This is a genomic window from Trinickia sp. (assembly GCF_051953955.1).
Classification (GTDB): domain Bacteria; phylum Pseudomonadota; class Gammaproteobacteria; order Burkholderiales; family Burkholderiaceae; genus Trinickia.
Window position 1 is genome coordinate 115858 of the sequence record NZ_JBQCIF010000079.1, and the last position, 13583, is coordinate 129440.

The 13583-nt window shown below is 64.0% G+C and carries 13 protein-coding genes; 2 read left to right on the top strand and 11 right to left on the bottom strand.

The window, feature by feature from the left end; genetic code table 11:
- Positions 1 to 53: 53 nt before the first annotated feature.
- On the bottom strand, positions 54 to 836 hold the full coding sequence (locus ACTHNZ_RS15115) for a crotonase/enoyl-CoA hydratase family protein (protein ID WP_440543323.1): 783 nt from the start codon (positions 834 to 836) through the stop codon (positions 54 to 56).
- Between the two features lie 178 nt (positions 837 to 1014).
- On the opposite strand from ACTHNZ_RS15115, the gene ACTHNZ_RS15120 reads away from it, so the two are divergent.
- Positions 1015 to 1473 carry a MarR family winged helix-turn-helix transcriptional regulator gene (locus ACTHNZ_RS15120; RefSeq protein ID WP_440543324.1) on the top strand — a complete coding sequence of 153 codons (459 nt, stop codon included), beginning with the start codon at positions 1015 to 1017 and terminating at the stop codon, positions 1471 to 1473.
- Positions 1474 to 1569: 96 nt separating this feature from the next.
- Here the strand turns inward: ACTHNZ_RS15120 and ACTHNZ_RS15125 are convergent, their stop codons facing one another.
- From ACTHNZ_RS15125 to ACTHNZ_RS15135, 3 genes are all read right to left on the bottom strand, one after another.
- The gene (locus tag ACTHNZ_RS15125; protein ID WP_440543325.1) at positions 1570 to 2646 is read right to left on the bottom strand and encodes a porin; all 1077 of its coding nucleotides are present in this window, start codon (positions 2644 to 2646) and stop codon (positions 1570 to 1572) included.
- A 110-nt stretch (positions 2647 to 2756) separates the two neighbouring features.
- A complete protein-coding gene (locus tag ACTHNZ_RS15130) occupies positions 2757 to 4016 on the bottom strand; it encodes an MFS transporter (protein WP_440543326.1) in 1260 nt (419 codons plus the stop codon).
- A gap of 239 nt (positions 4017 to 4255) precedes the next feature.
- The gene (locus tag ACTHNZ_RS15135) at positions 4256 to 5128 is read right to left on the bottom strand and encodes a helix-turn-helix domain-containing protein (protein WP_440543327.1); all 873 of its coding nucleotides are present in this window, start codon (positions 5126 to 5128) and stop codon (positions 4256 to 4258) included.
- Positions 5129 to 5288: 160 nt separating this feature from the next.
- Here ACTHNZ_RS15135 and pobA point away from each other — a divergent pair, with 160 nt between their 5' ends.
- Positions 5289 to 6473 carry a 4-hydroxybenzoate 3-monooxygenase gene (gene pobA / locus ACTHNZ_RS15140; protein WP_440543328.1) on the top strand — a complete coding sequence of 395 codons (1185 nt, stop codon included), beginning with the start codon at positions 5289 to 5291 and terminating at the stop codon, positions 6471 to 6473.
- 73 nt (positions 6474 to 6546) lie between these two features.
- On the opposite strand, the gene ACTHNZ_RS15145 is transcribed toward pobA, so the two are convergent.
- From ACTHNZ_RS15145 to ACTHNZ_RS15175, 7 genes are all read right to left on the bottom strand, one after another.
- Complete coding sequence (locus ACTHNZ_RS15145) at positions 6547 to 7629, bottom strand: AI-2E family transporter (protein WP_440543329.1); 1083 nt, start codon at positions 7627 to 7629, stop codon at positions 6547 to 6549.
- 140 nt (positions 7630 to 7769) lie between these two features.
- Entirely contained in the window at positions 7770 to 8753 is a 984-nt protein-coding gene (locus ACTHNZ_RS15150; protein WP_440543330.1) for an NAD-dependent epimerase/dehydratase family protein, read from the bottom strand.
- Positions 8750 to 9757, bottom strand: coding sequence for a fumarylacetoacetate hydrolase family protein (locus ACTHNZ_RS15155; RefSeq protein ID WP_440543331.1), 1008 nt, complete (start codon positions 9755 to 9757; stop codon positions 8750 to 8752). Before ACTHNZ_RS15155 ends, ACTHNZ_RS15150 begins: the two co-directional genes overlap by 4 nt.
- Entirely contained in the window at positions 9754 to 10350 is a 597-nt protein-coding gene (locus tag ACTHNZ_RS15160) for a cupin domain-containing protein (protein ID WP_440543332.1), read from the bottom strand. The genes ACTHNZ_RS15155 and ACTHNZ_RS15160 overlap by 4 nt, the downstream gene beginning before the upstream one ends.
- Positions 10347 to 11195, bottom strand: coding sequence for a cyclase family protein (locus ACTHNZ_RS15165; protein ID WP_440543333.1), 849 nt, complete (start codon positions 11193 to 11195; stop codon positions 10347 to 10349). The genes ACTHNZ_RS15160 and ACTHNZ_RS15165 overlap by 4 nt, the downstream gene beginning before the upstream one ends.
- Positions 11192 to 12397, bottom strand: coding sequence for an MFS transporter (locus ACTHNZ_RS15170; protein ID WP_440543334.1), 1206 nt, complete (start codon positions 12395 to 12397; stop codon positions 11192 to 11194). Before ACTHNZ_RS15170 ends, ACTHNZ_RS15165 begins: the two co-directional genes overlap by 4 nt.
- A 15-nt stretch (positions 12398 to 12412) precedes the next feature.
- Positions 12413 to 13543 carry an FAD-dependent oxidoreductase gene (locus ACTHNZ_RS15175; protein ID WP_440543335.1) on the bottom strand — a complete coding sequence of 377 codons (1131 nt, stop codon included), beginning with the start codon at positions 13541 to 13543 and terminating at the stop codon, positions 12413 to 12415.
- Between the last annotated feature and the right edge of the window lie 40 nt (positions 13544 to 13583).

Here is a 13583-nt window from a genome sequence, read left to right on the forward strand (position 1 = left end):
TCGCCGCGCGGTGCCGCACCACACCCCACCGCGCCGCGTGCTCGCGCACGGATCTATTTCGGCCACACCTTGGCGGACCGATGTTCGAGAAACGCGGCCAGGCGGTCTTGGGTCTGCGGATCGCTGAGCGCAACCGACGCCATCAGCGATTCGGTCAAGAGGCCGTCCTGGATCGATTGATCGGCAATGCGCGGCAGCACTTGCGTGACGGCGTAGTTCGTCGTTGGAGAATTCTGTGCGATGCGTTGTGCCAATTCGCGGGCCTTGGCGAGCCCCTCTCCCTCCCCGACGAGGTATTGCGCGATACCGGCGTCGTAGCCCTCGCGCGCGTCATAGACACGCCCCGTCAACATCATGTCTGTCATGCGCGCGACGCCGATGAGCCGCGACACGCGCACCGATGCCCCGCCGCCGACGAACAAGCCGCGGCTGCCCTCGGGCAGCGCAAAGAACGAGGACGCTTCGGCCACCCGAACGTGGCAGGCCGATGCGAGCTCGAGACCGCCGCCGATCGTCGCGCCCTTCAAGACGGCGACGACGGGCGCCTTCCCGAATTGGATCTGCTCGAACGCCGCATGCCACATGCGCGAGTGGTGCATCGCCTCGACCGTGCCGCGCTCGCGCATTTCGGAAAGATCGAGGCCGGCACAGAAGTGCTCGCCCTCTGCATGCAGGACGATGGCGCGCACCGTGTCCGGCATCGTTTCGAAAGCCCGGCGCAACTCCGCGACGAGCGGATCGCTGATCGCGTTGCGTTTGGCAGGCCGGTTCAGGCAAACGAATGCCAGAGCATCGGCATGCTCGACTTTCAGGAATTCGTAGGAAGGTTGCGTCATATCCACCACCAAACAGTCATTCGTTTTCGATGGAAATAGTTATAACACATAACTAGATGACGGCGCAAACGATCTAGGAAGGTCGTTGCGAGCGCCATGTCGGCGCGGAATGGCATGTTAAGATTGAAGCGCCTTTTCACGCACGTTCCGATCACTCTCCCCCACGCTTATGTCTTTGATGCTGCCCTCTTCCGGCGACGACGCGAGCGAGCGGGCGGATCAATCCGCCTTGCTCGATCTCGTCGGCTACAACATCCGGCGCGCCTATCTCGTGATTCAGGCGTTGTTCGACAAGGAGATGGAAAAGCACGACTTACGGCAGGCCGAATTTTCGGTGCTGTCCATCGTGCGGGGCAACCCCGGCATCAATCAGCGTGCGCTCGCCGAAGCGCTCGCCGTCGCGCCGCCGAACCTGGCCACGCTGCTCGATCGGCTCGAGGCGCGGGGCTTGCTGGCACGCCAACGCAGCACCGAGGACAAACGGGTGCAGCACGTCGAGTTGACCACGCAGGGGGTGCGGCACTACGGCCGCGCGCTGAAGGCCGCGGCGCTGGCCGACGCCGAGGCGCTCGAGCGCCTGAGCGAAGCCGAGCGCGAGCAATTGAAGGCGCTGCTGCGCAAGATTTTCGTGGAGTGAGGCGCAAGCGCGCCATGAATGCGGCGCTGGGGGACACCCGCCTCGCCGCCCGAAGGCAGCGAGGCGTGAGCGCGAGGTTGGCGAGGTTCGCCGGATTCAGAACCGCGTCTGCAAACCGATGCGGCCGATGAATTGCGAAGGGCTGCTCGACGCGACCATGACGTCGTTCACCTGTGCGTTGGCACCGGCATTGGCCCGCTGATAAACCGCCGCGACATAGACGTTCGTGCGCTTCGAGAAGTTGTACTGCACTTCGGCCGTCAATTGATGAGCGTGATTGTTGTTCACGATCTGATTGCCCTTCATATACGAGTAGACGCCGCTCACGAGCCATGGGCTATTGAACGAATAGGCCGCGCCGACCTCGGCCTGCCACACGCCGGCGCCGTTCAGTTCGTTGCGCACGGTCGTGAACAGCGCCGTCGTCACCAATCGGCCGATATGGTAATGCGCGCCGACACCCCAGTTGCGCACGCTGTCCTGCACACCGCCGACATTCGTCTTGACGAGCGTGTAGGCGGCATTCGCACCGAACGGTCCGTTGACGTAATTGAGCCCGAAGCTTTGGGCGTTGCTCGCGCCGATCGAGCCGGCCACGTTGCCGAAGCCGTACATCGCCCCTGCGGAGAAGCCGCCTATCGTCGGACTCAAATACTTGACGGAGTTCTGCACGCGCTCGCCCGCCATCCGGTCCCAGTCGAACGCGCCCGTCGGGTTGTTGGGCAACGCCAGCCCGGCAAATGGGCCATTGCGGAAATCATAGACGCCCTGCGCATAGAACGCGGCGTCGTTGAGACCAAAAAACAGCGAATCGACCATGAAGTCGTACTGGTTGCCGAGCGTCAAACGGCCCCATTGCCGATCGTCGAGCCCGACATAAGCGTTGCGTCCGAACAGGCTCTGGCCGGGCATGAACGAACCCGATCCCAGTTGAAATTGGTTCGTCAAATCGAACACGGCCTTGAGACCGCCACCGAGATCCTCCTTGCCGTCGATCTTCAGCAGGTTGGGCACTTCGATGCCGTCGTCGAATTTGACGATGCTTTTACCGCCGTAATTGCTGATGTAGGACACTCCGCCATCGATCAACCCGCTCAACGTCACGCTGCTCTGGGCAAACGCGTGCGATGCGAACAGCGTGCCGGCCGCCGCCAAAACTGCTTTGCGCTTCATCGAAAACTCTCCTTGCCTGATCTGAGTGTTCCCCGCGGTCGTCGCCACGGGCTTGGTATGAATCTCGAATCGATCTCTAACGAATCACCGAAGCATCGCTTCCAGTGGCGTCACGCGGCATCGCGTGACGCCGCGAACGCGTCGCCCGCAGCGGCCGCGCGCTTGCGCGGCGCCGTCTCGACGAGGAACAGCGCTACGACGGCACCGCCCGCCAGCCCTGCCAGTGCGAACTCGAGCGTCGCCGGCAAGCCGAAGCGCTGCGCGATGAAACCGGCGATGAACGGCGCGAGCCCCCCGCCGAAGATCTCGCCCGTGCCCGATACGAATCCGACCGACGACGCGACGAGACCCAGCGGCGCGGCTTCGGTGGCGATCGGCCCGCTCAGCAAGCCGAGCAAACCCAAAGCGAACACGGAGATGCCGAACAGCAGTGCAAACAGCAGTTGCGGGTTGGCTCCCGTGCGGGAGAACACATAGAGCAAGATGGCCGCGCCGACGAAAGCGATGACCGCTGCCGCACGCCGCCCGATGAAATCCGATACGCCCGCCACGCCGAACGAACCGACGAAGCCGCCGAAGCCGATCGCCGACACGACGAAGCCCATGCTTTGCGTGTCCAAATGGAGCACTTCGACGAGATAAGTCGGAACCATCGCACTGACGACGAAGATGCCGGCCATCGCACACAGAATCGCGAGCGTCGCGAGCAGGACGTTGCGGCTGCGGAACAAGTCGGACCACTTTGCCTTCGCATGCACGAAGTCGGGATGCGGGAGCTCGTTTCGCGGGTGCTCGCGCAGCATCGTTGCGATCAATACGGCCACGATCAGTCCCGGCACGGCCGAAATCATGAAGACCCAATGCCAGGACGGCACGACGCGCAGCAACTGCGTCGCGATGATCGGAGCGAAGCCGAGGCCGAGCAGCGAAAACATGCTGAGCTGCAGCCCTTGATTGAAGCCGCGCCGCGAAGGCAGCGAAGCCTCGCCCGTGGCCGCGACGCTGGCCGGCGTGAAGGCCCCCTCCGCCACGCCCATGACGGCGCGGATCAGCATGAGGCTGCCGAAGCTGGCCGCGAGCCCGGACAGGCTTGAAAGCAAAGAGAAAGCGACCATCGTGACGACGAGCATCTTCTTGCGGCCAATGCGGTCCGACACGGGGCCCATCGCGATCGCCCAGACGCCCCAGGCGACACTGAGAATGCCGATTAGGCTGCCGAGCTGCTGAAAATCGAGCCCGAGGTCGCGCATCATGTGGGGGAACAGCGGCGCCACGATCCAGCGGTCGAGGCCGACGAGACCGAAGCCGAGCCCAAGCAAGATCAGCGTCTTGCGCTCGTAGGCGGTGTCGTGCTGCAAAGGGTCGTTCATGTCTGCGTCTCCGATTGTTGTCGCGTTCGATATAGTTATTTTCAATATTCGTTATGAAGCATAACGTTTACGCGAGCAATTGCAAGTACGCGAAACTAGGGGAAAACGCGGAAAAGGCGGCGTGCGCCATCCATCGGGAATGGCGGCCGCCGCCAGGCGAGGGGCCGACGAGCGGAAGTGCCGCTGTGGCCGTCAGCGAGGATGCGATAAGGAAATCGCGCGGCGCGGCAAGGCGCCGTTCAACCGCGTTTGCGAAAGAGGTTCGGCGTGCCGCCCGTCAACCGCTTGAAGAACCGCGTGAAGTAGGCAGGTTCGGAAAACCCGAGCAAATCGGCGATCTGGCTGACGTTGAGCGTCGTATAGATGAGATTGCGCTTCGCCTCGAGCAGCAATCGCTGATGAACGATCGACAGCGCGTTCTGCCCCACGAGACGCTGGCACACGGCGTTCAGATGCACGGCCGTGATGCCGAGTTGCGCCGCATAGTCGGCGATGGACAGATGCTCGCGATAGTGTTTCTCGACGAGCTTGGAAAAGGCCTGCAGATGGGATTGGCCCCGGTCGCGCCGCTCGCCGGCGCTGGCCTCCCGCGCTTGTTGCCGGGCTACCCACACCACGAGCGCGCTGACGAGCGATCGGAGCAGCAGATCGCGCGACGGCGCCGGCGTGGCGTATTCACGATCGATCGTCCTGCAAAGGGTATCCAGATAACCGCGATCCTTGCCGGCCGGATGGCATGCCGGATAGTGGAGGATCGGATGCCGGGCGTCGATCTGCTCCTGCAGCCATCCGACGAGCGGCGCGGCGAGCGTGACGACGAAGCCGTCGACGTCGTGGCTGAAACGAAAGCCGTGCACGCATAGGGGCGGCACGACCTGAATCGACGGCCGGGCAATCTCCGTATGCTCGCCCTCGATGTTGACGACCGCCGATCCTTTCTGCAGATACAGAATCTGAGCGAGGTCCGCATGCCGATGCTCGCGGATCTCCCAGTCGTGCAGACTGCTGCGCGCCGGGATCGATTCGCAGTGCAGCAGATCGGGCGTATGCCATTCATGCCCTTCTCCGTACAGCTTGAAGACGGGGATGTCCTTGAGCGGCGAATGATCCATATGCGGCCTCGTCCTCCCTTCGCGCCCTGCTACCGAGCCGAAGGCGAATCTGGCGATCTTTGAAAAGTCCTATTCTATTGCAAAAATGTGCCTTCTCTCCTGGAGGCGAACGTCGAAAAATACAAGGAAACGACGACACGTCGCCATAGGAGACACTGCCATGAAAACCCGAGTCGCGATCATCGGCGCCGGACCGTCCGGCCTACTGCTCGGCCAACTGCTGCAACGAGCGGGCATCGACAACGTCGTGCTGGAACGGCAAACGGGCGACTACGTGCTGGGGCGAATCCGGGCCGGTGTGCTCGAGCAAGGCACGGCCGATCTCATGCGCGAAGCTGGCGTCGGCGCACGGATGGATGCGGAGGGGCTCGTGCACGAAGGCGTCGAGTTCGCTTTCCACGGCCGGCGTGACCGCATCGATCTCAAGGCATTGACGGGCGGTTCCACCGTCATCGTCTACGGCCAGACCGAAGTGACGCGCGACCTCATGGCGGCCCGCGAAGCAAGCGGCGGCACGACCGTCTATGAAGCCGGCAACGTTCAATTGCACGACGTCGAAAGCAACACGCCCTACGTGACGTTCGAGAAGGACGGCGAGACGGTGACGCTCGAATGCGACTTCATCGCCGGCTGCGATGGTTTTCACGGGGTGTCGCGCAAGACGATACCCGTCGATCGCCTCACGCAATACGAGCGCGTGTTTCCGTTCGGGTGGCTCGGGCTGCTCTCCGATACGCCGCCCGTCAACCATGAACTGATCTATGCGAACCATCCGCGCGGCTTTGCGTTGTGCAGCCAGCGTTCGACCACGCGCAGCCGCTATTATCTGCAGGTGCCGCTGACGGAGAAAGCCGAGAATTGGTCGGACGAGCGCTTTTGGAACGAATTGAAAGCGCGCTTGCCGAACGACGTAGCCGATGCGCTCGTGACGGGCGATTCACTCGAAAAGAGCGTGGCGCCGCTGCGCAGCTACGTGGTCGAGCCGATGCAATGCGGCCGGCTGTTTCTCGTCGGCGACGCCGCGCACATCGTCCCTCCGACCGGCGCCAAAGGGCTCAATCTCGCGGCGAGCGACGTCGGCGCGCTGTATCGGATCCTGCGCGGCGTCTATGAGAACGGCCGCACCGATTGGATCGAAAAGTATTCGTCGATCGCGCTGCGACGCGTTTGGAAAGCCGTCCGCTTCTCGTGGTTCATGACGAACCTGCTTCACGAATTTCCCGATCGCGACGGCTTCGACAAGCAGATGCAGCGCGTCGATTATGAGTACTACACGAGTTCCAACGCTGGGTTGAAAACGATCGCCGAGAATTATGTGGGGCTGCCGCACGAGGCGATCGAATGAGACGCGGAGATCGCCGCGGATCCCCCCCGGACTGACGGTAGAGGAGGCCTCTGCCTCGTTTCGGCAGATCCCGCTAAATCTCCGTTTCCGTGCGGCCATCGCCGAACGTATCGATACCCGCTTCCGGCCGCCCATCGTGCGACAACACAGCGGCGAACCACCAACTGCTTTCGAATTGCGCCATGGTGATCATGATCAACATCGTGAGCGGCGTCGCGAGCAGCGCGCCCCAAACGCCCCATAGCAGCGTCCAGATACCGAGCGCAAGCAGCCCGGCTATGGCATCGATGTTCTGACCTTTGGCCTGCAGGTTCGGGAGGACGAGGTTATGAGCCACGATGAAAATCGCTTCGATGGAAGCGAAGAGACCGATAGCATGCCACGCCGTCGGAAATTGCGCGAAGGCGAACAGCGCAGGCAACGCGCTCGCGACCAGCGGGCCGATCACGGGAATGAACGCGAGGATGAAAGCCGTCGCGCCCCAGAACGCCGTCCCTTTCACCCCGAACGAGTAGCACGCTCCGGTAACGGCAAGCGCGATCGTGCTGTTGACCGCCAACTGCACGTTCATGTAGCTGAGGATGCTGTCCGTCATGTGAATGATGATCGCGCGTTGCCTCGCCGCACGCGCCGCATGGCGGGCGAGAATCTCGAGCTTCGGATTGTCCTGCGCACTCGGCACGGCCAGCATGAACGTCGCAATCAGCAGCGTGAGCAATATGATCTCGACCGGTTCATGAATGCGTGACGCCAGCCACTGAACGAGCGCCGGCGCATCGATGTGATTGATCGCCGAACTGAAGAACCGGGCGCCTCTCATGCCCGTGGCGTGCGCGATTCGCTGAGACTGCGCGTCGAGCCGCGAAACGATGGCCGGTACTTGATGGATCACCGAGCCGACGCCCTCCGCGAGGACGTAACAGATCACGACGATTACCGCCACCATCAGGGCGCCCGTTCCCATCCGCACCAACCACAGCGGTGCACGGGGCAGCATCCGCGAAGTGGACCGCACCACGGCATCGCCCCATATTCGCAGCAGCGCTGCGAGAAAGAACGGCACGAGTACGGGTTGGAGAAAGTGCACGAGCGCCATGCCGGCCGCGATGCCCGTAACGGTTGCGGCCACCGAGGACGGTGAAGTTGAATGAGCCATTGTCGGGAGAGCTTTTGCGTCGCTGCGATCATACCGCGACGGCAGCAGCTCTGCCTTCAGCAACGCTCCATGGCGTTCCCATGGCGAGTTCGCTCGTTCCGATCGGCAACCCGCCTACCCGACTCATGCTGCGGTTGACGTCATTGCACTTCGAGGAGCGCGTGCCGGACCAACTCGTCGATCGTACCGTCGTGCCGGAATCCTGCTGCCACCGCACGATGGTCGATCAGCGGCGGTTGCCGGCCGAAGCGCTGTTCGATCCGATCCACCGGTGCGTAGGCAATCTCGAACGCGCCAAAGCGCCGTACGAGCGCATCGACGATTTCTCCCACTGACAAATGCAAAACCGGCGGCGTCCAAACCCGGCTCGCATGCCAGCCATCCGAGCGCAAACGCGCGGCGTGAAGCAGATTGTCGACACAACACGTCCGCGACATCCACCATGCGGTTGCCGCTGGGGAGACTGGGCACGTATAGGCATCGCCTCGCTGCGCCACGCGAAAGATCTGGCTCATGAAAGCAGAGCCATGCCCCGAGGACAACTCGGGGCGCGCCACGATTCCCGGTAGACGCAACGAAACGCCGTCGAGCTTGCCGCGCCGCGTCCAATCGGCCAGAACCAGTTCGCCGATCAGCTTATGCGTGCCGTAGCTGATGGCAGGGCATGCCGCCGTGTGCTCGTCCATCGTCTCGGGCAGCGCGTCTCCATACACCGCAACGCTGCTCGCATAAACGACGCGCGCAACGTGTCCCCGCGCCGTCGCCTGCTCGGCGATTCGCTCGAACAGCGCCAACATGCCCCACAAATTCGCTCGATCACCTTCGGTAGGCTGAGCTTGCGCTTGCGCGCCGGGCATGCTGGCCAAATGAAAGACGACGTCGACGGGTCGCGACAGCAACGGTTCGAGAATCTCCGGACGACTGAAATCGGCGGCAAGCTCAGTGACGCGGACATCGCGGTGCGAGCCTTCCGATCGCCGCCCAATCGCTGGCCGCCCCGCGAATTGACGATCGACCAACAACAGCTCCGACACGTCGCCGGCCTGCGCGATCCCGTCGTGCAGCAACCGCTCGACGAGCGCCGTTCCGACGAAGCCGGCGGCCCCAGTCACCAGGACTCTCATGCCGTCGGCTCCTCGCTGCGAGGAGCCGGCGCCCGCACGACCCGCTGATCGATCGTGCCGAACGGCGCGTCTCCCTCGTCATCGCGAGCGGTCATCCTCACTCGGTCGCCGAAGCGCATGAAGCGCGTGCGCGCGCCGCCTTCGTCGATCATCTCGATCACGCGCCGCTCGGCGATGCATGCCGAGCCTGCGTCGCGACTTGCGTTGGACACGGTGCCCGAGCCGACGATCGTCCCGGCCGACAAGTTGCGCGTGCGCGCCGCGTGGGCAATGAGCTCCCCGAAGCCGAAATTCATTTCTCGCCCATGCGGGTGGCCGAACCAGCTGTCGTTCCACTCGACGTGAAGGCTCAAATGGACACGTCCGTCGCGCCAATGCTCGCCAAGTTCATCGGGGGTGATCGCGACCGCCGCGAAACTCGTGGAAGGCTTGGCCTGCAGGAAGCCGAAGCCGGTTTTCATTTCGCGCGAGCCGAACGCGCGCAGGCTCCAGTCGTTGAGCTGCACGATCAGGCGAATACGTGCAAGCGCATCCCCCGCCGATACGCCCATCGGCACGCGCCCGACGACGACGCCGAATTCCCCTTCGAAATCGATGCCGTCCGTCTCGTCGGGCAACGGCACGTCGCTGGCCGGGCCGAGGAAATCGTCGCTCGCGCCTTGATACATGACTGGCACCGTGTCGAAGTCGGGAATCGGAGGCGTGTCGAACGCCTGCTCCATCAAGCGCCCATGATTGAGAAACGCGGACGCGTCGCACCACTGGGGGCTACGCGGCAACGGAGCGCAGCACGCGGAAGGATCGAAAACATGCGCCTCGGGCACCGTCCCGGCGTTCAGGGCGTCGTAGCGCGCTTGCAGCCTCGGTGCGACGTCATCCCAGCGCTCGAGCGCATCGAGCAAACTGCTCGCGATCGGCTCGGCCTCGACGGCCCGGCGAAGATCGCGCGAGACGAGCAGCAGGCGGCCTGCGGTACCCGCGTCGCGCAGCGTAGCGAATTTCATCGTGCATCCCCGCGTGTCGATGCCGCAAACGCAGCGGCGATTGCCGGATCGTAGAGCCCGTCGATCAGGACGAACAGCATGCGGCACGGGCGCCCCGAGCGATTCGCCCAGGCATGGTCGGTCCCGCGCTGAATCACCACGCTGCCGGGTGCGAGCGCAACTTCCGTGTCGTCGAGAATCAACGTCATCTCGCCTTCGATCACGACGCCGTAGTCGATCGACTCGGTACGATGCATCAGCGGATGCGGCGAATCGGCTTTCACCGTCGATGCTTTGGCATCGCCGACCTCGCTGAAAGCCGCATGCATGCTCTCGGCACCGTGAGCGAGAAATTCCGGCGTATCGGGCGGGATATCGACGAAACGGATGCGCGTGCCCCCGTTCGGCGGCGGCAACGTCAGCGGGCCGATCGTCGGATCGGCGCCATTGTTCACGGCGGCGGGGCTTTCCGACGTACTCCACACTTCGTGAAAGACCGTTCCGGGAATCGCGGCGATCTCCACCACGGTCGGCAGCGGCCCATCGGATGCGACGACCGCCCGTCCGCTGGCATCATGGCCGGTCACGATGCGGCGAATCGGAGCAAAGCTCATGCGGCTGCCTCCTGCCCTCGAACGAGGCCGGCCTTCGGCGACGGTTCCGCCACATCGTCGAAGATTGCGACCGCACGCGTCCAGCCCGCCGAAGCGCCGCGGATCTTATGAGGAAAGCAACTGATCATGAAACCCGTCGGCGGCAGCGCTTCGAGGTTGTGCAATTTCTCGAGATGGCAATAACCGATGTCGCGTCCCGCCTTGTGCCCTTCCCATATCAGCGATGTATCGCCGGTCTCGGCAATCTTCTTCGCCGTATACGAGAACGGCGCATCCCAGCTCCAGGCGTCGGTGCCGGTCAGGCGCACACCGCGCTCGAGCAGATACATGGTCGCCTCGTAGCCCATGCCGCAGCCCGCGTTCAGATAGTCGCCATGCCCGTAGCGCGAGCCGGCCCGAGTATTGACGACGACGATGTCGAGCGGCTGCAACGCATGGCCGATGCGATTCAGCTCGGCATCGACGTCGGCCGCGGTGGCAACGTAACCGTCCGGAAAACGCCGGAAATCGAGCTTTACGCCCGGCTGAAAGCACCATTCGAGCGGCACCTGATCGATCGTGATGGAGGGCCGCGCCTCGCCTAGGCTTGCATCCATCGTCGAGTGGAAGTGCCAAGGCGCGTCGAGGTGCGTGCCGCTATGGGTCGTCAGCGTGACCCATTCGGCGGCTGCCGCCTCGCCGTCCGGATAGTCCTCGGGCTTCGTGCCCGGCAGCATCGCCATGAATTCGGGCAGCGTGTCGCCATGCTTTTGATACGTGATTTTCGGCGCGAGCGGCGGCGGATCGGAAAGAACATCGTTCTCGAGATAAATCGAGAGATCGACGAAACGGCGATTCGGTTTCAAGCTTGGGCTCCTGAGGAAGACGGACGGCGTTCGAGGCGTGACAAGCAGAACACGGCTGCGGCGGCGATCAGCACGGCGACGATCCCAAGGCTGCCGTAGCCGGACTGCTTGACGAGCGTGCCGCCGAGCACGGGACCGATCGCTGCACCCGTCATCAGCATCGCCGGCGTTGCAGCGACCGCGCGGCCGGTGCGGTCGATGCGAGCCAACATCCCGAACGCGAACGTATGGGTGAAGATCATGACTGCTACGAAGACCGATACGGCGGCCGCATACGGTGCAAAGGTCGAGCTTTGCGTGATGACGAGTGCAAGCACCGCCTGAACGACGGGCCCCGCCCGGACGACCCTGCGGCCCGGAATCCGCGTTTCGAGCAGGCCCGCGACGGGGGCGGGAAACAGGTTGACGAAGCCGAGCGCGATCAGCGTTGCGGTCACCGCATTGAAGCCGAAGCCGCGGTCCAGGCCGATGCGCTGGACGAAGCTGAACAGCATCGCTTGCGTGAGTGCCATGCAGCCGACGCCCGCCATGCCGAACCAAACGGCACGCTCGAAACGAGGCTCGGCAGCCGCCGCGGCATGGGTTTGCGCTCGCGGCGACGGAAAGGCACATGCCGATGCGATCGCCGCGACGCCCATGACGGCCGCGAAGACACGGAACAGCGTCGGGCCGCCATGCGCCGCGATGAGGCCCGGCGTGGCGCCGAGAAATGCGATCGCGAAGATGCCCAGCGCGAGGCCGGCGATGGCGAACAAGCGATGCGGATTGCGGCTGCGTCCGATCACGCCGTGCGTGAAGCTCAGGCTGCACCCGACAGCAAAGCCTGCAACGGCATGCAAGACCGCCATCACGGGATAACGGTCGATCGACACCATGCCGAAAAACGAAAGCATCGCGACGCAAAAGCCAATCGTCACCATCACACGCGCCGGCAAGTGATTCAGGCGCGGCGAGAAGAACACGCTGCTCGCGACGGCGGCGGCGAGAAACAGCGTAGCGAGCAAGCCGGCTTGTTGCGGATCGAACCGATAGGAGCCGATCAGCGTGCCGACCCAAACCGGCAAAGCCACGATATCGACCATGCCCGCGCAATGCGCGAACATCAACGCACCGGTACCGAGGGCTCCGAGCGGGGCGGCGGCGTCCGATGCGACCGGTAAATCGGCAGGCGTCGAGGTGGTGGGAGAAAGATTCGATTCCATCGTGCCTCCGTTCGGTCAGATCGGCTGCACGAGGCACATGAGCGTCTCGTGCATGATGCGAGTGTGTTCCGCCTTGTCGCCGCCGGCGATTTCGATTTCTCCGAGACGGCCGGAGTTTTCCACCACCATGCGGCAGCGCTCCCAGCGACGCGCCTGGAATGCCTGCAATGCGCTCGCCACCGTCGCTTGCCGCCCCAACTCCTCGGCAAGCACGATCGCATCTTCGAGGCCAATGCCCGCGCCCGCCGCCATATGCGGCGTGGTCGCATGCACCGCATCGCCGACGAGCACCACGCTCGCGTCGAACCACGGCTCCGGCAGCAGCAAGCTTTCGAGGGGGCGATAGTTGCACTGCGAATGCGGCCCGAGCTGCGCGCGAATGGACTGCAACAGCGGCACGCTGAACGGCGCCAAGAGATCCGCCAGCATGCGCGGCCACGCAGCGGGGTCGATGTGCTCGTTCGTCGGCCGGTCCTCGGTGACGAAGAGATACATCTCTTCTTGCGAGACCGGATTGACGCCGGCCTTGACCTTCGGCCCCAGCCACATGGTGGCGCAGACGATGTCCGCGGGCCGCGGCACCACGGCGCGCCATACGCCTTGCCCCGTGTAACGCGGCTTCGGCGCGTCGGGGAAGACGGCTTGGCGCACTTTCGAATAGAGGCCGTCGGCACCGACCACGAGGCCGTAGCTGCCCTGCGTGCCGTCCGTGAACGACACGCGCACTCGATCGTCGTCCTGCTCGATCCGCGCGAACGTGCAGCCGAGCCGCACGCGCACGCCGGCCGCACGCGTGGCCCTGGCGAGAATCTCCGCCAGCACGGGACGCATGATCGCGCCGCCTCCCGGCACATCGTCGCCCGCCACGCGCGGCGTCGGCAGCGTGCCGATCGGATGGCCGCCCGCGGTGAACAGGTTGACGCCGTCGCCACCATGCCCGCGCTCGAAGAAGGCGTCGAGCACGCCGATCGTGCCCAGCGCGCGCAGCGTCGGGCCGCCGATGCTGATGCCCGCGCCGTACGAGCGCCAGCCGGGGTCGATCTCGACGAGATCGACCGTGAGGCCGAGCTTCGCGCACTGGATCGCCGTCGCCATGCCGGAGAAACCTCCGCCGATGACGAGGACGCGTTGAAGAGGGGCGGTCATTGGGTGTCTCCTTCTTACATCCGGTTCTGTTCTGGTTTTG

Coding starts and splice junctions, on each gene's coding strand:
- ACTHNZ_RS15145 (WP_440543329.1), bottom strand. CDS start 7,629: ATGGCTCATTCAACTTCACCGTCCTCGGTGGCCGCAACCGTTACGGGC.
- ACTHNZ_RS15115 (WP_440543323.1), bottom strand. CDS start 836: ATGACGCAACCTTCCTACGAATTCCTGAAAGTCGAGCATGCCGATGCT.
- pobA (WP_440543328.1), top strand. CDS start 5,289: ATGAAAACCCGAGTCGCGATCATCGGCGCCGGACCGTCCGGCCTACTG.
- ACTHNZ_RS15150 (WP_440543330.1), bottom strand. CDS start 8,753: ATGAGAGTCCTGGTGACTGGGGCCGCCGGCTTCGTCGGAACGGCGCTC.
- ACTHNZ_RS15155 (WP_440543331.1), bottom strand. CDS start 9,757: ATGAAATTCGCTACGCTGCGCGACGCGGGTACCGCAGGCCGCCTGCTG.
- ACTHNZ_RS15160 (WP_440543332.1), bottom strand. CDS start 10,350: ATGAGCTTTGCTCCGATTCGCCGCATCGTGACCGGCCATGATGCCAGC.
- ACTHNZ_RS15170 (WP_440543334.1), bottom strand. CDS start 12,397: ATGGAATCGAATCTTTCTCCCACCACCTCGACGCCTGCCGATTTACCG.
- ACTHNZ_RS15135 (WP_440543327.1), bottom strand. CDS start 5,128: ATGGATCATTCGCCGCTCAAGGACATCCCCGTCTTCAAGCTGTACGGA.
- ACTHNZ_RS15120 (WP_440543324.1), top strand. CDS start 1,015: ATGCTGCCCTCTTCCGGCGACGACGCGAGCGAGCGGGCGGATCAATCC.
- ACTHNZ_RS15175 (WP_440543335.1), bottom strand. CDS start 13,543: ATGACCGCCCCTCTTCAACGCGTCCTCGTCATCGGCGGAGGTTTCTCC.
- ACTHNZ_RS15130 (WP_440543326.1), bottom strand. CDS start 4,016: ATGAACGACCCTTTGCAGCACGACACCGCCTACGAGCGCAAGACGCTG.
- ACTHNZ_RS15125 (WP_440543325.1), bottom strand. CDS start 2,646: ATGAAGCGCAAAGCAGTTTTGGCGGCGGCCGGCACGCTGTTCGCATCG.